Annotated in this window: 15 protein-coding genes; 10 read left to right on the forward strand and 5 right to left on the reverse strand. The window is 31.6% G+C overall.

The genetic code is table 11. The annotated features are described in order from the left end of the window. Positions 1-2 precede the first annotated feature (2 nt). From Q4Q40_RS13555 to Q4Q40_RS13570, 4 genes are all read right to left on the reverse strand, one after another. Positions 3-869 carry a hypothetical protein gene (locus Q4Q40_RS13555; RefSeq protein ID WP_303302395.1) on the reverse strand — a complete coding sequence of 289 codons (867 nt, stop codon included), beginning with the start codon at positions 867-869 and terminating at the stop codon, positions 3-5. Next, positions 866-1,459 (reverse strand): Pvc16 family protein, encoded by a 594-nt coding sequence (locus tag Q4Q40_RS13560; RefSeq protein WP_303302396.1) that lies wholly within the window; start codon positions 1,457-1,459, stop codon positions 866-868. Before Q4Q40_RS13560 ends, Q4Q40_RS13555 begins: the two co-directional genes overlap by 4 nt. Positions 1,460-2,052: 593 nt before the next feature. Beyond that, entirely contained in the window at positions 2,053-2,859 is an 807-nt protein-coding gene (locus Q4Q40_RS13565) for a hypothetical protein (protein WP_303302397.1), read from the reverse strand. Between the two features lie 410 nt (positions 2,860-3,269). Beyond that, complete coding sequence (locus Q4Q40_RS13570; RefSeq protein ID WP_303302398.1) at positions 3,270-3,947, reverse strand: hypothetical protein; 678 nt, start codon at positions 3,945-3,947, stop codon at positions 3,270-3,272. 773 nt (positions 3,948-4,720) lie between these two features. On the opposite strand from Q4Q40_RS13570, the gene Q4Q40_RS13575 reads away from it, so the two are divergent. The 4 genes from Q4Q40_RS13575 to Q4Q40_RS13590 all read left to right on the forward strand — a co-directional run bounded on the left by Q4Q40_RS13575 (position 4,721) and on the right by Q4Q40_RS13590 (position 11,629). Next, positions 4,721-5,815, forward strand: coding sequence for a hypothetical protein (locus Q4Q40_RS13575; protein WP_303302400.1), 1,095 nt, complete (start codon positions 4,721-4,723; stop codon positions 5,813-5,815). A 4-nt stretch (positions 5,816-5,819) separates the two neighbouring features. Further along, positions 5,820-7,910 (forward strand): M64 family metallopeptidase, encoded by a 2,091-nt coding sequence (locus Q4Q40_RS13580; protein ID WP_303302401.1) that lies wholly within the window; start codon positions 5,820-5,822, stop codon positions 7,908-7,910. Positions 7,911-8,020: 110 nt separating this feature from the next. Further along, positions 8,021-8,581, forward strand: coding sequence for a hypothetical protein (locus Q4Q40_RS13585; RefSeq protein WP_303302403.1), 561 nt, complete (start codon positions 8,021-8,023; stop codon positions 8,579-8,581). Positions 8,582-9,097: 516 nt separating this feature from the next. Next, complete coding sequence (locus Q4Q40_RS13590) at positions 9,098-11,629, forward strand: TonB-dependent receptor (RefSeq protein WP_303302404.1); 2,532 nt, start codon at positions 9,098-9,100, stop codon at positions 11,627-11,629. A gap of 364 nt (positions 11,630-11,993) precedes the next feature. Here Q4Q40_RS13590 and Q4Q40_RS13595 read toward each other — a convergent pair whose 3' ends face one another. Next, positions 11,994-13,559 (reverse strand): T9SS type A sorting domain-containing protein, encoded by a 1,566-nt coding sequence (locus tag Q4Q40_RS13595; protein ID WP_303302405.1) that lies wholly within the window; start codon positions 13,557-13,559, stop codon positions 11,994-11,996. A gap of 871 nt (positions 13,560-14,430) precedes the next feature. Here Q4Q40_RS13595 and Q4Q40_RS13600 point away from each other — a divergent pair. The 6 genes from Q4Q40_RS13600 (at position 14,431) to Q4Q40_RS13625 (ending at position 21,778) form a co-directional block, all read left to right on the forward strand. Continuing rightward, complete coding sequence (locus Q4Q40_RS13600; protein ID WP_303302406.1) at positions 14,431-14,766, forward strand: hypothetical protein; 336 nt, start codon at positions 14,431-14,433, stop codon at positions 14,764-14,766. Positions 14,767-14,915: 149 nt separating this feature from the next. Next, positions 14,916-18,149 (forward strand): S41 family peptidase, encoded by a 3,234-nt coding sequence (locus Q4Q40_RS13605; RefSeq protein ID WP_303302407.1) that lies wholly within the window; start codon positions 14,916-14,918, stop codon positions 18,147-18,149. A gap of 93 nt (positions 18,150-18,242) precedes the next feature. Then, positions 18,243-19,472: an Nramp family divalent metal transporter gene (locus tag Q4Q40_RS13610; protein ID WP_303302497.1), complete on the forward strand. Its 1,230-nt coding sequence runs from the start codon at positions 18,243-18,245 to the stop codon at positions 19,470-19,472. After that, positions 19,472-20,212, forward strand: coding sequence for a 5-oxoprolinase subunit PxpA (gene pxpA, locus Q4Q40_RS13615; RefSeq protein WP_303302408.1), 741 nt, complete (start codon positions 19,472-19,474; stop codon positions 20,210-20,212). Before Q4Q40_RS13610 ends, pxpA begins: the two co-directional genes overlap by 1 nt. Then, positions 20,209-20,940, forward strand: coding sequence for a 5-oxoprolinase subunit PxpB (gene pxpB / locus Q4Q40_RS13620; RefSeq protein WP_303302409.1), 732 nt, complete (start codon positions 20,209-20,211; stop codon positions 20,938-20,940). Before pxpA ends, pxpB begins: the two co-directional genes overlap by 4 nt. Continuing rightward, a complete protein-coding gene (locus Q4Q40_RS13625; protein ID WP_303302411.1) occupies positions 20,933-21,778 on the forward strand; it encodes a 5-oxoprolinase subunit C family protein in 846 nt (281 codons plus the stop codon). The genes pxpB and Q4Q40_RS13625 overlap by 8 nt, the downstream gene beginning before the upstream one ends. Positions 21,779-22,329 lie beyond the last annotated feature (551 nt).

Consider the following 22,329-nt stretch of genomic DNA (forward strand, 5'->3'; position numbering starts at 1 on the left):
ATTTAATTTGATATGAATATTTCTGAAATTGTTTCTATAATAGTACCACTCCCGTCTTTTACAAAAACGAGGCGGTTTGGTTCTGCTGATGCTCTTTTGGCTGTTGTATCAAAAGTGTATCCAACGATACCATTCTGTACTAATGGTAAAAGAGTTGGAGATTTATGTATTAGAGTCCCGTCTGTTGCGTCTAAATAGCTCCAGAAGGTTTCTCTATTTCTTAATTGAACTTTAAAGGTAGGTGTGGTTGCTTGTGTTAGCCCGCTTGTATCAAGAAGGCTATTACTTGCAGTATCTGCTTGAACACTTAATGAAATGATACCAAATAAACCTTTTTTCTCGCTTGAGGAGAGTTTTTCTGAAACCGTTTCATAAGTAAAAGCTGTGATATCATAATCTTCTATTGGTGTTTGAGGGATATCAGTTTCAATATTTATTTCGCTGAATACTCCTAACTCTGTTGCTGGTTTTTTATTTGAAAAATAAAAGGGGATATCTGGCACACCAACCACAGTAGAATAGTTCTCGAATAAAGGGTCTGTTACATATAACAAAAAGTCAAATTGATCGGTTTGAGATACATCTATTTTTGGTTTATAAATCCCGTCTGTTATAGTGTCTTCTGCTTGGATCCACAATACAAAACCACTTCGGTTTTGCTTCATCACTATTTTTTGTCCAGACATAAGTTTTTTTGTTCGTTCTGTAGGCTTGATTTGCAGAAAACTTTGGACGTTATATTTTTCTAACTGTTCTTTTTTTAAATCAGGATTGGCAAGATTATCAAATCTTTCTACACCATCATTTAGAAAATATTGATGGTACAGATTGACTGTGCAAAGGGTACGGTATTTGTGATTAAAACTCATGTTGTATGGTCTTTTAATACGCCTGCTACATTGCTAATAGGGATGCCTGTATCGTGCATGTTTGTGCTTTCTATTTCAATAATACTTATTCTATAAAGGACACTTGGAACGGATTTGCCACCGAGTGTTCCCCAGATATAATTGAGTTGTTCAAAGGTTGGTGTATACAAGTCTACAATGAATTTGAATTCTTTGAGGTCATCAAAAATGGAACTCGTAGAAGTGAACGGTGTATTAACTTGTGTGAAAACTTTTTTCGATTGGAAGAATTCAACAATATTACTTATAGATATAAGTGCTTTGTCATAGGCTATTCTATTTGCTGAGAAAAGTACATAGAGGTTTAAATTAACTTTGTTGTTTTTATAGATTGTTTTCCCATTCTTAAAACTTGTATTGGGAATATTTTTAAGGGTAGCTTCTTCTTCCATATTAAGCAAGGAAACTGCAACTCGATCTTTCAATCTGGTTACCAAAGCATCATCCTGTTTTGCTATATTTTCTAACACAAGAATACTGTCGTCATTTGACTTTGTTTCTAAGAACTTGGTGATTTGGTCCATTACAATTTCGAGTGTTTCGTAGATCATGGCATTGATAGTTTGAGTAAAATTATTAATGTTTTCGCTTTTGTTTTTTTGAAATTCCCCTTTTTTTGCAGGGGATTTTTCCTCTTTTTTAAAAGGGAGTATTTCCCTTTTTTTGAAGGTTTTTTTCCTTTTTTTGATCGAAAAGAATTTCCTGATGTGGAGTCTCGGGTCTGCTTGGTTAGTAAAGGCGGGGTTTCCATTGACATTGTCATTCCTGCACTAGTGTGTGCGTCACGCTGATGAAGGCATGAGTAAGAAATAGTATAGATTTGATATTTTAAAGTAAATCTTTAACGTTAACGGCATGAACAAGATGTTCGTGCTAGATAGACTCAATGTCAATAAGTTAATGGGGTATGTCTGTTCGAGAACAGTTAAAACCTCTTTGTTTGTTAAAATGATGAGTTCTAGACAAGCTATGCTTGCTGCTTTCACAACAAAATATATTTTGTCGTTCAGTAATGCTCGAACAGACAATTGAGGTACTAAAAACCCTTAACTTATTGACATTGTGCTCGAACTAGCTAGGGGGAGTTCAATCAAAATTTGTTTAATATGTGTTAGATAGTCTTTTTCATGAATATGATAAGTCCCTAAATAACATTCAATGTGATAATATCCTTATTTATATCGACGTAAACTTTTTCAAAATAAAAGGATAAGCTTGTTTTCCGGACATCATAAAGGAAAATTCTACCGTCACTGTGAACGATTTTAAGTATTTTAATTCCAAGGTTACTCGATGTTTTTTGATACCCTACTTTTGATGTAAATTTCCATGGACCAATTCTAGCCGTTCCTTTTATAGAAAATTTTCCATCCGTTAAATCCAAAGCAAGAGGTATTCCACTGTATTGAACGGATAAATTATGTGTGAATTTTTTGCTGCTATTTCCGTAGCCATATTTTGGAAAATAATATAGAGAGCGAAACTTACTATCTTCGCTTAATAATTTCTGAGTAAGTTTTATTACTTCATTCCAAGACTCTTTAGAAACATTTTTCAGGCTATTAGATGAGCCTATTTCTGAAACTAAGCTTTTTCCTTTTCTTTTAATTGCATTAAATGCATATTTAATACCATTCATAGATTCTGGAACAATAATTTTTTGCTTAGAATCAGGAGCAAGTTTTATAAAAGATCTTCCAAGATTATATAAGTCCCTCCACATAGCTTCACTATGGTCATGATTGGCTCCAGTTTTCCTATGATGCATTGTGGTTTGGTAACTTCTATTATACTTCTTTTGTAATTTCCTCAATTGGCTAATGTGGATATTAGCGTATTGATAACTCCCACTTTCATGAGGGGTCATTTCACGAATATAATTCGCTGTACTCCCCATTGATTGGCTACAAGAAACAAGGAGTAAAATGAATAAAAAAATACAATTTTTCATAAGCTAAATAGTTACGTTACAGGCTTAAAAAAAGTATATTAAAGGTACGATTTTTTGATATTTAAAGTTTTAAAAATGAGTATATTAACACTTATTTTGTGAAAGACAATGTTTTCTGTGATTAAAAGAAACATTCTGATATTTTTTTTAACTATATTTTGACTATTTGATATTTCCCACGACTGATGAAATTATTGTTTTTGCAGAATATATAACAAGTAATTAAAAACGAATATATTTTTTGTTACAAAAAAATAATCAAGCCTTCATTATTAAAAATAAGGTATATCATCACTTAAATAATGATTTAGTTAAGTATCATAATAAACATTAAGGTTTAAGAATAAGTACTATTCTTTCCTTATATCCAATTTTCAGGAGATTAGAATTGTTTCTGCAACAAAAAACGATTAATCATTAGTTTTTACACTCTCGTTTTTTAGAAAGTAATTAAGTTGCGCATTAAACCATTTATGTCTATTTCTAAAAGAAATATAAATGAATATAAATATTAAACTTTCGATGAGGAGTTTTGCTCTGCTGTAATTAATTATTACACCTATAATTAACAGTAGTAGCGTCACAAAAGCTAGATTTCTAAGCATGATAACTCTTGTATATCTTTTAACCATTTCAGAATATACTAGAGGCTTTATATCTATTTTTTTAGCAAGTTTTAGCATTAAACTCCCAAGATTAGTTGATATTTCATCTTGTTTATTATTTATTCCGATCTTCTGATATAAATTTATAATTATTTTTCTGCTTTTAAGCCACTCAATTAATTTTAATGATTTTGTTAAATAAATTGAAGAAGAAGAAATGATAAGTCCCAAAGAATATAATGCGCCTAGAAATATCAAGCTAAATATTAATTCATAGACCCAAGAGTCATGTGATACTATTTCATAAAAAATTTCTTTAAGATTTTTTAAAACTATATTTTCGGATTTTGAGTTTGAATATTTGGTCAATATCTCAATAAACATAGTAAAAACCAGAATAGCACTTGGTATTATATATGCAAATAAATCATAAAAAAAATATGGAATAGAATTTATGGCTTTTTCTATGCTATTATTCATCATTGAGGCTTTTTAATTTTATAGTAAGTAATTCTGAATTAAAAATAAATAATAATTTAAATATTTATGAATGGCTCTAGTTTAAAACTGAGTTGAATTTAGTTTTTCGTATCTGATTCCAATCTTCTGATATCTGGTGTATATGATTTGAACACTCTAAAAAAATCTAAATTAAGGATTCTATAAAGTTATGACAAAAAAATAAATAAAGAGGTGGTATATAATACAAAAGAAGGTATCTTAATTAGATATACGATAAAGACAAAATTTAGTCTTTTAATATGCTTCTCAGCTTTTTTGTTCATTCTTTTCAGAAATATGCATTTTCATTATTTTCAATGCCTTGTTCGTACTGAAACATTAATTTTTTGAGCAAATTTACTCATAGCCAATTCAGATTTAATACGATAAAACAAAACTTTATTTGAAAGTGAATCCATACCATCATCCCAGTAATTAAAGTCCAAAAAATTAGCTACTTTTTTCTGCTTTTAATATCAGGAAAATTATGGTTCCATTCCCAATTTTGATAAGAATTTTTAAGTACACTAAATATTTTTCTGTGTCGTATTGTGAGTAATATGCACAAAAAGGTTGAAACAAAATAAGTGATTTCCCTATTTGAAAAAGTGTAAAACCTATTTAAAAAAGAGGATAAAACCTATTTAAAAAGAGGGTAAAACTAGATTAAAACAAATGTAGTTCATTGTAGTTTAGTTGTTTATAAAAATGAATTCAATTTTTAGTAAAAACATTAACCCATAAAATTTTTAGAGATGAAAAATAAAATAGTAAAGGTAATTTTATGTCTTTTGTTTTGTAATAGTTTAATTGCTCAAAATACAGCAATAAAATACAATTCAAAGGATAATACATTATCAGTAAATTTAAATCAAACACCTATTACAAAAGTAATAGATGAGCTAATCAAGCAAGGTCTACAATTGTATATATTAAGTGATAATCAAAATTTTAAAGTAAGTGGTGTATATGCAAATACAGATATTGATCGTGTATTGTCGAAGATTATTCCAAAGCGTGTTAAATACTTTTACAAAGTAATTTCAGAAACTAAAGAAAAAGCTTTTGTAGCAAAAAGTAATTTTAGAACCCCCACAGTTATGAGTTCAGTTGGCAAGATCTCAAGCCAAAAAGGTGATAAAAACGGAGCTTCAGATAAAAATAAACCACAACTTAAAAGTGCCAATAAGTTAATTATTTCTAAACCTGTTTTGGCATTAAGGACTTCTTCTAAAATAAAAGATCCTTTCAAGGTTAAAAATGCAGTTTTCAAAAATTCTAAAAAGATGAAAGCGGTAAACAAAATTACTCCTGTTACAGCTTCTAAAATAAGGAGTTTTGATAAGGCAGTTTTAACTAATGGCGAAATAGTAACAACTCAAAAAGCAAAAAAGCATTTAGTAGTAACATATAGAGTTACAGAAAACGGTATTTCTCCAGTATCTCTTATAGAAGCAAATGGAGAATATGCCTCGTCAACTGAAGTGTCAGGAAATCAGGCTATTATTGGGGTAGAAAACGGAAAAGCCGTTTTAGTAGAAACTTTTGAAAACCCATTAACATATAGAGCCATTTTTGAACCAGGGGTAAGTGACCATAAAGAATTTACAGCTACTGAGGCTTATATTAATGTGTCTATGCCAATAAAATATAAATCTGCAGTAGCTTCTGAAAAATTAGAACTTAAAATGGTTCGATTTAAAGATGAATCAAAAGCGCAAAGCGTGTTACAAAAAGTAAAAGCAAAAGAACTGAAAAGTGCTGGCATTAATGCCTCTTTTCAAGTATTAAAAACAGCTCAAAAAGCAGATTTTTCAAAGTTAAAAAAATCAATAATTATTAATAATTAGAAAAATGAAACATATAAAAATAATTTTCGTTCTTATTTTGAGTATTTGTATTCAAAGTATAAGTTTTTCACAAACTAAAAGTACCTTATTATACAATGGAAGTACAGCTTCTAAATTTGATATTGTATTTATGGGAGATGGTTTTTCTTCAGCTAACCAGACGGAATATAACAATATGGTAGCCGATTATTTTAAAGCTATGTTCACTCATGATAATGGTAATCTAGATAACGTACTTTCAGAATTACAAGACGCTTTTAACGTGTACAGGGTAAACCTTACATCTGCAGAATCTGGAGTTACTCAATATACCTGTAATAATGATGATTGCAGTAATAATTCACCAAATCAAAAAAACACTTCATTAAATTTTAAATATTCAGGATGCTGGAATTGCTGTTGGATGAGTAAATCTTCAAATACGAACACTAAAATAAATAACGCACTTAGTGCTGTAGGTTTGTCAGGAGCAGAATTTGTAGTAGTTATACTTAATGAAACTGGTTTTGGAGGTTGTTCTTATGGTAAAGTATTGTCTATTACTAAAACGACCAGCAACAAAGTATTGTTGCATGAATTAGGACATTCTGTGGGGAAATTAGCAGACGAATACACAAGAGCAGGTTGCCATGGACCATCAAACCCTTCAGCTGTTAATGTGGATAAAAATAGTAATCCAAATAAATGGAATAAATTTGCCAGAAGTTCTATTACAACAGGAAATCCTTTAGAGTATAATGTTGATGGTTTTGAAGGAGGACATTATAAAACAGATTGTATTTATCGTCCATCTAGTAACAGTACCATGAAAGGAAATACCAATTTATTCAATCCTCCTAGTTATAACGAATTTTGGAAACGAAATAAACCAAAAAGTAAGTATAATTTCAATAAACCAATTATTGGTAATTTTCAAGGCAATAGTTATAGTGATGTCGTCTTACATTATGGAAACTATATAACAGCTTACCCAACAGAACGTCCTAAAGGGTTTACAGGAAGTGGTGCGAGTACAACGAGGCCTGCTAATTCGTATATCACAACTAAAAAAGTAAAAGGCTCTGGAGGTACTTGGTATATTTCCAGTAAAGATAAATTTTATGTTGGTGATTTTACAGGAGATGGTTATGACGATTTGTTGGTTTTTTATCCAAATGGACAATATTCAAGACTCGGAATTCTAAAATCGGTGCCAAATGGTTTTGAATGTATTAAAAAGGTATATTACAACCTTCCAGGATGGCAAATGCGTGATGGTGATAAATTTTTTATTGCTGATTTTAATGGCGATAATAAAGATGATTTTTATATTTTCAATGCAACCAATTGGAATCAAGGGTACATGGGAATGTTTAGATCCACTGGGAGCAATTTTTCTTATGTAAAACGATATGATAAATATTTACCAGGGCACTATATGTCAGCATCAGATAAATATCATGTAGCTGATTATACTGGAGATAATAAGGAGGAATTAGTATTATTTAATCCAAATTCTAAAGTTACCAGAATGTTTAAATCTTCTGGAACCTCATTAAGTAAAACCAAAGAGTATTTTGCTAATCTTCCTGGTTGGACAAGTAAATCTGGAGACAAATATTATATAGCAGATATTAATGGAGATGGAAAGGATGATATTTATGTGTTTAATGGTACGAATTGGGGACCAGAATATTTACTTTTATTACGTTCAGATGGAACTAAATATAATTATACTAAGCGATACGATGATGCCTTACCAGGCTGGAATATGAACAACCGTGACAAATTTTATGTTGCCGATATAGATGGTAATGGAAAAGAGGATTTGTTTGTGTTTAATAACCAAGATTGGTCAACGCAATATTTGGGAAGAGTTATTACTAATGGAAGTACAGTAAATGTAAATTACCAAAGCAACTGGATAGGTGGCTGGAATTTAGGTAATTCGGATAAATTGATTGTAGGTAACCGAAAAACAGGACGAGATAATTTGTTTATACATAATACCAATTGGTTTAGTTATATGTGGTCTGGTAATTCAGGTTTATATATTAAGGGAATGTATAAAGATTATATTCACGCATTTAAGCACCATGATTATGGATGGTACTAAAAAAATAGGTGTTTAGTTAATATATTTAGAACACGGGAAAAGATCCTGTGTTCTAAATATATATTATTAATTTCACAAAACTGAATGTATTCTGTTATAAAGAAAAACTCATGAAAAACTACATTTTAATAGTAAGTTTATTTTGGTTAAGTTTCAGTTGTAATAACTTTTCTAAAACAGCTCAAAGCTCAAATAAGAATACAAAAGATTTAGTAGATATAAAACCTGAAGGTGATGGGTTGAAACAAGAAGCACATTATTTTGCCGTAAACTATATATTCACAGAGTCAAAAATAGAATTCATTTCTGCCGATAAACAAGAAGGAGAGTTAAACTATTTTTTAGTATCTCCTATTGATCTATTTCTAGTTGCTTACAAAAATGGTAAGTTAATCTATTTTACAGAATTTCCAGATCCATTAGCTAAGCGAACCGTCGGAGAAAATGAAACGGTACAAAAATTGGATGAAGGTTATGGAACAATTAATTTTCCTGAAACATTTTCCAAGCCAAATAAAAATATTACTATTTATATTTTTAAGGTAAAAAACTATATAGAAAATTTTGAAATAAACGTTTTATCAGAAATTACATCTTTAGAAAAGCAATTATTCATTGAAAAAAAGTATAGTATAAATTCAGAGAATTTAGCAAGACTTTTAAAAGAATAATTACAGTATTAGGCTCTTTTTATAACAATATGATCTTATAAACACCCCACAGAAATTACTAATTTGGCTTACGATCCAGCTTATAAAGAAATAAGAGAGAAATTAGAGAAAGAACTTGATGAGTTAGAAGTAAAAAAACTAAGGAATACCTAAATAAGATATGTTAAGCTTTTTTTTATTTCTGTATCTGGACTTTATATGCTTAATATTCGAAGCTTCTCTTTAGGTGAAACAAAGACATTATTGCAATAGATTAGCTTTTAAAAATAAGAACTCAAACACCTATAAACCTTAAAGAATGCCAGTACTGTATTTAATTTCAGTATCACTCCCTTATTTAGAATCTCAATTTATGAAATCAATAATATTTTAGATTGATTGTTTAGATTCTTTTAATAAAACCGTTTTAATAAAAACGATTCCCGAAATTTTATTGATTTCCCTAAACGCTTATACTCCAAAAACGTCTTATTATTTACATTTACTGTCCCTATAACTTAAATATATATGTATCACATGACAAGGTTAGATAAGACGAAATCAATACAAGGTATTCTACTAGCTACTCTATTTTTTTTTATAACAAATAGCCTATTTGCTCAAATCTCAGGAAAAATTATTGAATCTGAAGATAACTACCCATTAGAATATGCTACAGCTGCACTATATAAGGGATTAGACAATAGTTTAGTAACAGGTGTTATAACCAATGAAGCTGGTGTTTTTTCTATTGAAGGTGTTAAACCTGGTACTTATTATTTAAAAGCATCTTTTATGGGGTACACCACAAAACGAATAGGAGATATTATAGTAAGCAGAAAAAATGAAGCCCTCAAATTGGGTATTATAACATTACAATTAGGGAGTCAGTTAAGTGAAGTTGTTGTAAAAGGAGAACGTGCTTCGGTTGTACATAAAATAGACAGGCAGGTATTTGATAGTAAAAAGTATCAAAATAGCCAAGGAGGTAATGCAATTGATGTGATTAAAAACTTACCATCAGTAACCATTGACGGTCAAGGAGAGATAAACGTTCGTGGGAGTCAAGGTTTTGCTGTTTTAGTAAACGGGAAACCCACCCAAGGTGATGTTAGTGCTATTTTAGCACAACTGCCAGCAAACGCTTTAGAAACAGTTGAATTAATCACCGCGCCTTCTTCAAAATATGACCCTGAAGGTAAAGGTGGGATTTTAAATATAATTACTAAAAAAGGGGCTGCTAATGGGACTTATGCACAAGTTAATATCCGTAGTGGGTTTCCATCAATCGAAGCATACGATACCCAAGAAGATGCGCAACGTTATGGGATTGATGCTACTTTAAATAAACGTACCGATGTATGGAATATCTCGTTAGGAGCCAGTTATCAAAGAAATGATAAAACAGGTAGACGAGAAGGGGATATGTTTATAGTAAATAATGCTGAAAATACCACCACATTCTTACCATCGGACGGGGAGCGTAGTTTTGATGAAATCACATATAATGGACGGTTACATGTAGATTTTATGCCTAATGATAACAACACGTATTCTTTAGGTTTTTTTGCAGGGAAACACACCAAAGAAAGACTTGCCGATATTGTGTATTTCGATAATCATGCCGTATCTCCAATAGGAAGTGAAAACAGACTTTATACCTTTGCGTATTTCAATCATAATTTAAGAATTAGAAAAGGTGATTTTGCTTTGGGTAGTTTTGATTATGCTCATACTTTTAATGATAAATCGAAACTATCTGCTTCATTTTTATATGAATATACTTTTTTAGGTGGTCCAACCGAAAATGATAATGTAGGTTTCCCAGATAATAACATTGTTTATCAGGAAGAATATAATACAAATGATAATCCTTTATATGGTACTCGAATCAATTTGGACTATGCGTTGAAACCTTTGTCTTTCGGAACTATTGAAACGGGTTATCAATACCGAGATTTAGATCATACAGGCGATTTTGTTTACGAACGTGATGGTAATTTAGTTCCAGAATTCTCTAGTAATATCAAGTTAAAAAGAACGATACATTCTGGTTATGCACAACTTACAGGAGCAAAAAACAAATGGGATTATGCTGCGGGTGTGCGTTTAGAATCTATGGATAGAACCTATACAGAAGCTTTAGCAAGTGAAAATAACAGCAATATTTATAAATACGATTTTCTAAAATTATTTCCTTCAGCGTCTGCAAAATATACAGTAAATAAAACTACCGATTTAAAAGCAGCGTATAGCAAAAGGGTAGAGCGTACCACCACATTTAAGATGAATAGTTTTGCCGAACGTGAGCATTCTGAAGTTTTTGAACAAGGCGATAACACCTTACTTCCAGAGTTTATAGATTTGGTTGAATTAGGAGTCACAAAAAAATTAAAAGGAGGAAATTCGGTATATGCTACCACATATTTTAGACATGTAGATAATGTAATAAATCGTGTAAATACCTTAGCTTATCAACCTAATGGTGCTGTTATAGATAGTATTATAAACAGAGTTTACTCTAATGTTGGAAAAAGTAATTCGATTGGTTTAGAAGTAGGAGCAACCATAAAACCTACTAAAAACTGGACTAATTTTATTGGTGCGAATATTTACAATTATGCTATAGATGGTGTTTTGAATTTTAAGCATAGAGATGGTATTGACAGATCGTACGATATAGATACGAAATCTACTATTTACTCAGTTAATCTAAATTCAACCGTTAGTTTTTGGGATAATGCTTCTTTACAGTTTACATTTAATTATTTATCAGACAGAAATACAGCTATGGGTGAAGATTCCAGATATTACTCGCCTAATCTGGCCTTTAGGAAAACGTTTCTTGATGATAAATTAGTAGCGACCCTACAATGGCAAAATATAGATATGGGATTATTAAATACTAACGAACAGCGTATTACCACATCTAGACCTAATGAGTTTTATACCACCACCAATTATGTTTACGAAGTAGATATGGTATTTTTTAATCTGTCGTACACATTTAATAAAGTAAAAAACAAATCGAAATTTATTGATAGCGAATTTGGTAAGCGCGAGTTTTAGTTCCGTTTGCATTATTCTGTGATCTTTAAAAAAGGGAAAAGGTGTATTTTGAAAAGATTTTTTTGCAATAAAATCTTAAATCAGTAAGTCTATTGAGAAGCAGCTTAAAGCTGTTTTGTTTTGAATGAAAAAGGATCATTCCTAGATAGTCAGTCTTATATTATTAGTTTCAACTGTAGTTAAAAAGATGTGCTTTGGTGCATGTCACTTTCAGTTTCTAAAAATTTCAGACACGAATTCACAGGAATTCAGTTTTAGTATGTTTATGTTTTTATTTCAGTATGTCACGAAGCAGACTTTCAGGCTATCAAAATGAACCTATGGATTTCTAGTCCATAGGTTTAGTTTATATACCTTCGTTCTACTATAATTTCACGATTTTTTTAGTCAAATTTTGCGTTTTAGAGTTTACTTTTAAAATATAAATACCGCTATTTAATTTAGATAAATCTAACTTAAGTTCTTCTCCGTTTGGTTTAGTTTGTATAACTTTTTGGCCATTAACAGCATGTAGTGTTATAGCTGTTTCTTGATCATAATTATTATTAAACTTGATAGTTAGTTGATTTTCTACGGGACTTGGATATACACTAAAAGCATTTAAATTCTCTTCCAATGGTTCTTCTGCTTCTGCTTTTGGAATAGAATTTTTAGATGTACTTGCTGCAGAGGTATCAAACCGCCACTGTTGGTTTTGATTTGTAGCGCTTGAAGTCCATAGGTAAACATTTTGACTACTCGCACCTCCATTACCACCATCTATTGAGTAATTAGTTCCACGTTTTTGCAAGCGATAATGCCCATTTCCCGCATCTATTTTTTCCCATTGTTGGTTATAATCGGATGCGTTACATGATGCCATAGTAATATCTTGTCCATTACTACCTCCAGAACCACCATCCATGCAATAGCCAGAATTCAATTTTTCATAGGAATAATAGCCTCCTCCACGGTCTATTTCTGTCCAGGTTAAATTATTGTGATTAATATTTGTATATAGCCTCACAGAACGACCATCCAGGCTAGCATTAGTAGATCCGCCATTGATGGCAAAGCCTGTTGCGTTTCGCTTAATTAATTGAAAATTATCACTGCTGGGAATACCACCACCATTAGGATCTACAATGGCATACCCATTACTACCATTCCAAAGAGAAAGCTCATCGTAAGTAACTGTTCTTGTTTCACCATCCATATGTCCGTCGAACAAATGATTTTCAGAGTCATAAGTTTGATCATAGCCAGCAGATTCGCGATAATTGTACTGTCCATATGAAATTGAGGAATATGTCTGATTATACATGCCATTAGCATTCATATCACCCCAGCCTATTGTCTGGCCTGTCTTACTTAATCTTAGAACATCATTTACCCAAATTTGAACGATACCCCCGTTACTGCTTAATTTAACACGAATTACAACTCTTACAAAGGTGTCTTTTGGAAAATTACCGTATATAAGATAATGATCCTTATTTGCAACACTATTATATCGATGTTGCCAGACCAGCGCACCTCCATTACGACCATCAAATTTAAGCATGGCATAATGGTTTGCGCTTCCAGTAGCATCATTGTGTCCCCAAATTTGCATCAGGCAAGCATCTGTATTGGTGTTGTTTGCCATATAATCTGGATGAATTTTAAGCCAAAAGCCTGTCCAAAATTCTTGGGTGAAGTGATAGGCATTATTTTCTGGTCTTATTTGTGCTTTTCTGCCAGAGTTAGTACCGTTATATAAATCCTCATCCCAATGAGTTTCTACTCGCTTGTTTACGATGCTAACCCTGGCCTCTTGATCTACTTTTGGGATCTCAAAGGGGTAAATTTCACCATTATTAAAATGGTGACTGAGTAAAGTTTGACTGTTTAAGGTATTGACTACCCCAAAATATAGTGTTAATACTGTTAAATAGAATAATTTTTTCATTTTAATTAATTTTAGTTATAGTTTACAGATTAAATAGGGTTTATCGTTTTTCAATTTTTTTAGTCAAACTTTTAGATTTATTAGTTTATTTATTGGTCTCAAATGGAGTTAAAACTATGTACTTTAGCGCATGTCGCTTTCAGCTTCTAAAAACTTTTGACACGAACCAGCCTGCCGGCTGGCAGGTTTCACGAATTCACACAAATTCAGTTTTACCATATTTCACGAAGCAGACTTTTAGTCTGCCAAAACGAACCTATGGACTTCCTGTCTAGGAGTGGCTTAGTTGTTAAAATTTTAACTAAATAATTGGGATTTTAATAAAGATATGACTTAGTGAGGAGAGTAATTGTAAAAATTAGACCAATAAATGTAACTTATGGGTCATTTTTGTACAAAAATACACTTGATTTAAAGGAAATTACTTACAGTGAATATTTTAGATCTAAAGGTTAATATAAAACTCTTCAACTCTTGATGTTATCAACCTTTATTTGATTTACTCAATAGAAAAAAGTAGTAATGACATTTATTTAAAAATTCATATAAAATTGTACCACCCATTTTTATCTTTTGTTGTATTAAAAATAACACAAAATACTGAAGAGGTGTTTTGTTTTATTTAAGTTAATTAATTTCAGAATATAGATAGGCTAGGATACAGAATAGAAACTGCTTCGACATAAGGTTAAAAATATTTCAGAAGGGGCTTTCTGCTAATATAAAACTGAGGCAGTTTCTATTCTGTATGCAAGTTGTTTTAAAAGGTAATTTATTTTATTCTGGAGATGTTTTGATATCCCGCCCAACAAAATGTACAAACTTCGTTAATCGATAATAACTATTATTGAAAATCATTAAAAAATAATTGATGAAAGATTTCAAGACAGATTGGACAAAAGAAGAACTGAAAATTTACATACTAATCTATTGCGCTAACGCCGACTTTTCAGAATCTAAAGCAGAAATAGACTATATCAAGTCGAAAATAGAAACTAGTGATTTTGAAAAAATTCATGATGAGTTTAAGAAGGATAATGATTATCAAAGTATCCAAAAGATCAGATCATCAATTAAAGATCATGGTTATACAAATGATGCAGTAGATCGCTTATTTGAAGAGATGAAAACGCTCTTTTTAAGTGATAATAAATATGACATTTTAGAGCAAAATCTATATAGAGGATTGAATCGTATTCTTAAGTGATAAGAGGTGCTAATAAAAATAGATGTTAAGTTGGGGATTTGGCTATTTATTCACTTAATAACCATTCTAAATGTTAAAGAAACCCTAATAACTGACTCATAAAATATAATATTTTTAGATTTGATGGATATATAAATTAACCATCAAAAATGAAGTTATTTTTCAAATCGACATTAGTGCTTAGTTTTCTATTAAGTATTAGTATCTCTGCCCAGAATCCATTAATTAATTTTCCTTCAATAAGTCCAAACGGACAGTCTATAGCCTTTAATTATCAGGGCGATATTTGGACTTCAGATATCACTGGACAAAATGCAAAGCGACTTACAATACATGAAGCTTACGATACGAATCCAATTTGGAGTTTCGACGGCAAGTCAATAGTATTTACAAGCAATAGATATGGTAATAATGATGTATATGTTATCGCATCTGTAGGAGGCATTGCAAAGCGAATAACCTATCATTCTACAAGTGATAATATTACAGATTATACTAAAAATGGCGATATTCTCTTTTCAACACGAAGAAACTTTGCTCAGGTTGAGTGGGAAAACGAAATACATATAGTGAACGAAAAAGGAGGGACTCCATATAGATATATGAGTGCTTTGGGACTTCAGGCAACCGTATCACCTAACGGAAAGTTTATAGCTTTTGTAAAAGGGAGTTGTAGAATACAACGTGAAGCTTATAAAGGACCCGCAAATAATGATATTTGGCTATACAATATTGAAAAAGATACTTATACACAGCTCACTACTTTTAATGGTCAGGACTTTTATCCACAATGGGGTAACGATACAACTATTTATTTTCAATCGGCTAGAAGTGGCAAGTATAATATACATAAACTAGAAATTGATAGTGCAGGAGAGAAGCAAGGAAACTTAACATCAATAACCTCATTTAAAGATATGGGGATCTTTTCATTTCGTATAAGCAGAAATGGAAAAGATTTGATTATGACGAAAGGCGATCAAGTATTTTTAGTCAATGCAGCCTCAAAAAAACAAAAGGAAATTAAAATAAATATTTCTTCAGATAATAGATTAGACCCGATAGAGCACAAAACATATAGTAGTGGTATTAGAGATATAGCCTTGTCTCCTAATGGGAAGCATACAGCTTTAGTAATTAGAGGAGAAATTTTTATACGAGAAAACAAAAAAGAAAAACCCAGAACAGTTAATGTTTCTAAGTCGTCTTCTAGAGATAGAATGCCTACGTGGTTAAATGATAGTACCTTGATTTTTGTGTCGGATAGAGATGGACAAAATGATTTATATCTTGTGAAATCTAAAGATGATAAAGAAACTAATTTATTCAAAACATTAAAGCGTAAAGTAGTAAGATTGTCTAAAACGGATGCACCAGAATCTAATCCTATACTTTCACCTAATGGGAAATCACTTGTTTTTAATAGAGGTAGAGGAAAACTAGTCGTTGCAAATATTAATAACGAAGGAAAGTTATCTAACGAAATAACATTATTAGATGGTTGGGATACTGCTGGTAGTGTGTCTTGGTCTCCAGACTCCAAATGGTTAGCCTATAGTTTAAAAGATTTAGATTTTAATTCCGAAATATATATTCATAAAGCAGATAATAGTAGAAAACCAGTAAATATATCGATGCATCCTAAACAAGATAGAAATCCTATTTGGAGTGCTGATGGGAAAAAATTAATGTTTTCATCTAATAGAAATAATAACGATTATGATGTTTGGTTTACATGGCTGAAAAAGAAAGATTGGGAAAAAACAACACGTGATTGGGAAGAAGATTCAGAAGATACACCAAAGAAAAAAGACAAAAAGGATACTGATAAAGGAGACAAAGAAAAACAAAAAGATGCTGTAGACGATGTTGTTATTGATTTTCAAGACATTCATGAGCGTCAAGTTCAGGTAACATCATTTTTAGGAGGCGAGTTTGGTCACGCCTTTTCTAAAGACGGAAAAACTATTTATTATACAACAGGAAATGGAAGTAGAGGAGATGCTAGTGTCGAATCCGATTTATTTAAAATTTCATGGGAAGGAAAAGATAAAAAAGCAATTACAACAAAAAATAGTAAACCTTCTAATATTATAGTCGATAAAAAATATTCTAAAATATTTATGACGAAAAGTTCTGGAAGCCTTACTAGTCTTAATTTATCGAATGATAAATCTGAAAGCCTACCTATAAAAGCTAAGCTAGATATTGATTACAATTTAGAGTCTAATCAAATCTTTGATGAAGCCTGGAAAGTTATTAATGATGGGTTTTATGATCCTAATTTCCATGGAAAAAGTTGGGAAAGTCTTAAAAAGACTTATAAACCTTTGGCAATAAAAGCATCTACTCGTATCGATTTCCAAAATATGTTTAATTGGATGTTGGGTCAGGTAAACGCTAGTCATATGGGCTTTAGAAGTGGAGAACAAAGAGAAGATTTGCAAAGAGAAAGAACAGGGTTATTAGGACTAGAACTAATGCCAGAAAAAAATGGAAATCTTAAAGTAGTAGCAATCGTTAATAATATGCCAAGCGATAGAAGTACAAGTAAAGTATCTCCTGGAGATGTTATTATTGCTGTTAATGGTACAAAACTTACTAAAAACCTAAATATATATAGTCTATTAGAAGGCACTTCAGACGAAAAAATTTACTTAGAAGTAAATAGAAGTGGTACAGCAAAAGAAATAGTTATAAGACCAAAAAGTAGCAACCGTGTTGAAAAATACAATGCTTGGGTAAAAGAACGCAAGCAATTAACTAATACGTATTCTAATGGAAAGTTAGGATATATTCATATAGAAGGTATGAATTGGTCAAGTTTTGAGCGTTTTGAGCGAGAACTTACAGCAGCTGGTTTAGGAAAGGAAGGTATTGTAATAGATGTGCGTTTTAATGGAGGTGGTTGGACTACCGATTATTTAATGGCTGTACTTAGTGTAAAACAACATGCGTATACAGTGCCTAGAGGTGCCGCGAAAAACTTAGAAAAAGAACACAAAACGTTTAAAAATCATTATCCTTTTAGTGAACGATTACCACTAGCAGCCTGGACAAAACCATCTGTAGCGTTGTGTAACCAATCCAGTTATTCTAATGCTGAAATATTTTCGCATGCCTATAAAGCATTAAATATAGGGACGCTGGTTGGAGTCCCGACCTTTGGAGCTGTTATCTCTACAGGAAGAGCATCACTAATTGATGGTTCTACTGTTAGAATGCCTTTTAGAGGATGGTATGTGAAAGATTCTGAATCTAATATGGAATTAGGACCAGCAGTACCAGATGTTTTAGTATATAACAACCCAGATGATAAGTCTAAAAAAGTAGATACACAGTTAAAAAAAGCGGTTGAGGTTTTATTAACCCAAATAAAGTAATAAATTTAGAAACTGTTTAAGTTTTGTTTTTGGATAAACTAAAGGATAAAATTTAAACAGGTTCTTAAGCTAGAAAATTAATTTTTACGCCACCTGAAAAACATTTTTAAAAATATAGGCCCTGGACCGTTGATCGCTGCGGCATTTATCGGTCCTGGTACTGTTACCGTTTGTACACTTGCTGGTGTTGACTTTGGTTATTCCTTACTATGGGCCATGTTGTTATCTGTAATAGCGACTATCGTGCTTCAGGAAATGTCTGTGCGTTTGGGAATTATTTCTCAGCGAGGGTTATCACAAATTATACGAACAGAAATCAAGAACCCTATTCTAAAATGGTTTACCATTGTATTAATCCTATCTGCTATCGTAATTGGTAATGCAGCGTACGAAGCAGGTAATATAAGTGGTGGTGTTTTGGGATTACAAACCATTGTTGGAAATCCGAATATAGAAATAGGAGGTATTTCGCTGAATTTTTTAAGTATGGTAATTGGCGCCATAGCTTTTGTTTTACTATATATTGGCAATTATAAACTCCTTGAAAAGGTATTGGTAGGATTGGTAACGTTAATGAGTTTGGCTTTTTTAATTACAGCTATTATAACAAAGCCCGATGTAGTCGGCATTTTCAAAGGTATTTTTATTCCAAAATTTTCAAACGATAGTATATTAACTGTTATCGGATTAATTGGAACCACGGTAGTACCTTATAATTTGTTTTTACATGCCGCCTTAGTTAAAGAAAAATGGCATAAAACGAGCGATTTGAAATACGCGAGAAAAGATACTATTATCGCCATCGTTTTAGGAGGCTTGGTGTCTATGTGTATTATTATTTCTGCAGCTTCCATTCAATCTCAAGATATCAATAGTGCCTCAGATTTAGCAAAAGGATTAGAACCCTTATTCGGAAGTTTTGCTACATATTTTTTGGCTTTAGGATTGTTTGCAGCGGGTATTACTAGTGCGATTACAGCACCTTTGGCAGCTGCCTATGTTACGAGTGGCTGTTTGGGTTGGCGTTCTAATTTAAAATCTAAAAAATTTAGAAGCGTGTGGATGTTTATTTTGCTATTAGGCGTTTTATTTTCGTCTTTAGGAATAAAACCTATCGATATTATTAAATTTGCTCAAGTAGCCAATGGTATCTTATTACCAGTTATTGCGGGCTTTTTAATTTGGATTATGAACAAACCATCCGTTTTAGGGATCTATAAGAATACTATAAAGCAGAATATCTTCGGGTTTATAATTCTAGGAATTAGTATCTTGCTATCTGTTGCGACACTTAACAAAGTTTTTCAGTTAAATATTTTTTAGTGATACCAAAAACTATTGATATTAATGTAGATGTAGGAGAGGGGATTGGTAATGAGTCAGAACTCATGCCATTCATTTCTTCCTGTAATATTGCATGTGGCGGTCATGCTGGAAATACAGATACCATGCGGAACGTCGTTAAGTTGGCTAAAAAATATCGTGTAAAAATAGGAGCACACCCTTCGTTTCCAGATAAAGTGAATTTTGGTCGAATTAATATGGAAATGTCTAATGAAGCTTTATTTAAAAGCATTAAAGACCAGATTGATGATTTAGTAGCTATTCTTGATGAAGAACAAGAACCTTTACATCATGTAAAACCACATGGTGCTTTATATAATTTGGCAGCCGTTGATGAAAAAATAGCGCATATTGTTATAGAAGTTATAAAAACCATAAGCTCACCTGTTAAGCTCTATGTACCCTTTAAATCGGAAATTGAAAAGTTAGCCATATCCCAAAATATTCCAATTATTTATGAAGCCTTTGCAGATAGGAATTACAATGATGATTTAACGCTCGTTTCTAGAAAAAAAGAAGCAGCATCCATACACAATGAAAATCATTTGTTTGAGCATATCTTTTATATGATTTTAAAACAAAAGGTTAAAACAATCACAGGAAAGGATATTGACATAAAGGTCCAAACATTTTGTATTCATGGAGATAATCCTAATGCGGTAAATTTGATTAAGAATTTAGAACTTCGTTTAAAAAAACACAGTATTCAAATTAAGTGACCTATAAACTCACATATAAACCTTTTGGGGAACGGTCTGTCTTAATTGAGTGGCCAGCAGTTATTGATGAGCATACCCTTTCTGATATTATTATATTTAAAGAAAAAATCAAAAACAATGATATTAAAGGTGTCATTGAGTTAAGGTCTGCATATAATTCGTTGTTAGTTGTATATGATATTGTTTTTAAGTCATTAGAAAACAGTATTGATACACTTAAACAATTATATATTCAAAGAAGTGACGATGTTAAATTCACACAAAAACAATGGAAAATACCTGTGTGTTATGATGCTACTTTTGCTATCGACCTAGAGCAGATGTCTCTTGAAAAGGATCTGTCTAAAACGTCCATTATCACACTCCATTCTAAGACTGTTTATACCGTTTATTTTATTGGTTTTTTACCAGGATTCATGTATTTGGGTGGGCTAAATGAAAAGCTTCACATGTCACGAAAAGCTACGCCTAGATTAAAGATAGAAAAAGGAGCCGTAGCCATTGGAGGAAAACAAACAGGGGTATACCCAAGTCATAGTCCTGGCGGTTGGAATATTATAGGAAATTCTCCTATAGCATTTTTTAATCCTAATAATAATGTGCCTTGCTTTGTGAATGCAGGCGATAAAATTATTTTTAAACCGATATCGCTTAAAGAATATAAAGATATTAAAACGCTGGTTGACGCTGGTGTTTATCAGTTAGAAAGTGAGGTGCTTGATGGTTAAAGTTTTAAAAACAGGCTTATATTCCACAATTCAAGATTTAGGGCGCCATGGCTATCAAGAATATGGTGTGCCATATTCTGGAGCTATGGATATTTATTCGGCATCTATGGCGAATGTGTTATTAGGGAATGACGCCAATTCTGCCACTATAGAAATTACGATGACTGGACCAACTTTAGAATTTAACTGTGAGACTAGTATTTGTATTTCGGGAGCAGATCTCTCTCCTAGACTGAACGAGAGTCAAATAAGGCTAAATAAGCCAATTTCAGTAAAAAGTGGCGATATAGTATCTTTTGGTAAATTAGTTTCTGGATTTAGATCTTATTTATCTGTTTTAGGGGGATTTAAGACTGAAAAGGTGATGAATAGTTATAGTATGTATCCTGGTATTACTAAGTATGCTATGTTATTTAAAAACATGACGCTAATAATTGATACATCATTGGATGGTCTTGATAAGAATCACGCTGGAATAAAAGTAAAAAATACACATTTTACTAATAAAACCATGGACGTTTTTAAAGGACCAGAATTTGATAAACTTTCAAAAAAACAACAAGATTTATTGTTTTCACAACCTTTTACTATTTCTAAAGATAACAATAGGATGGCTTACCAATTAACAGAATCTTTAGAAAACAATTTGGAACCCATTATTACATCTTCAGTATTACCAGGAACCATACAATTAACACCTTCTGGAAAACTTATTATTTTAATGAGAGATTGTCAAACGACAGGAGGCTACCCAAGAGTCTTGCAGTTAAAAGAGTCTTCGATTAACAGTTTAGCACAAAAAATTACAGGAGATTCTATACGTTTTGATCTTAAATAATTATTGATTTTGGGTTGAGGGAAAAAGATGAAAGACATAAGAAGTAAGACGAAAGAGAAAAGATTTGTTTATAGTTAGCTTGAAGCATTGTAATTCATATTTATAAGAAGTAGTTTTCAATATTAGTTTTAAAAAGTCGAGTATAATATCATAGAAAAGTCCAAGTATCTTTGCGCCTTAGCGCCTTAGCGAGATCCATACAAAAGCCCATAGAACCAATAAAAAGGATATGTATCTAGTAATCTTAAATCATAGTAGTCCATATTCCTAAAAGCATTTCCAAAAAATCCAATAAGAGTGAGTATTTATAATATCATAGAAAAGTCCAAGTATATCTTTACGCCTTAGCGTCTTAGCGAGCCCCATACCAAAGCCCATAGAACCAATAAAAAAAACATGTATATAGTAATCTTAGATCATTGTAATCCACATTTATAAGAACATATCTAAAAAATCCAATAAAAGTGAGTATCTATTATATCATAAAAAGTCCAAGTACTACTTTGCGTCTTAGCGTCTTAAAAAATATAAAGACTTAAACCTAACCCCTA

The sequence above is a fragment of the Flavivirga jejuensis genome, from assembly GCF_030540765.1.
GTDB lineage: Bacteria > Bacteroidota > Bacteroidia > Flavobacteriales > Flavobacteriaceae > Flavivirga > Flavivirga jejuensis.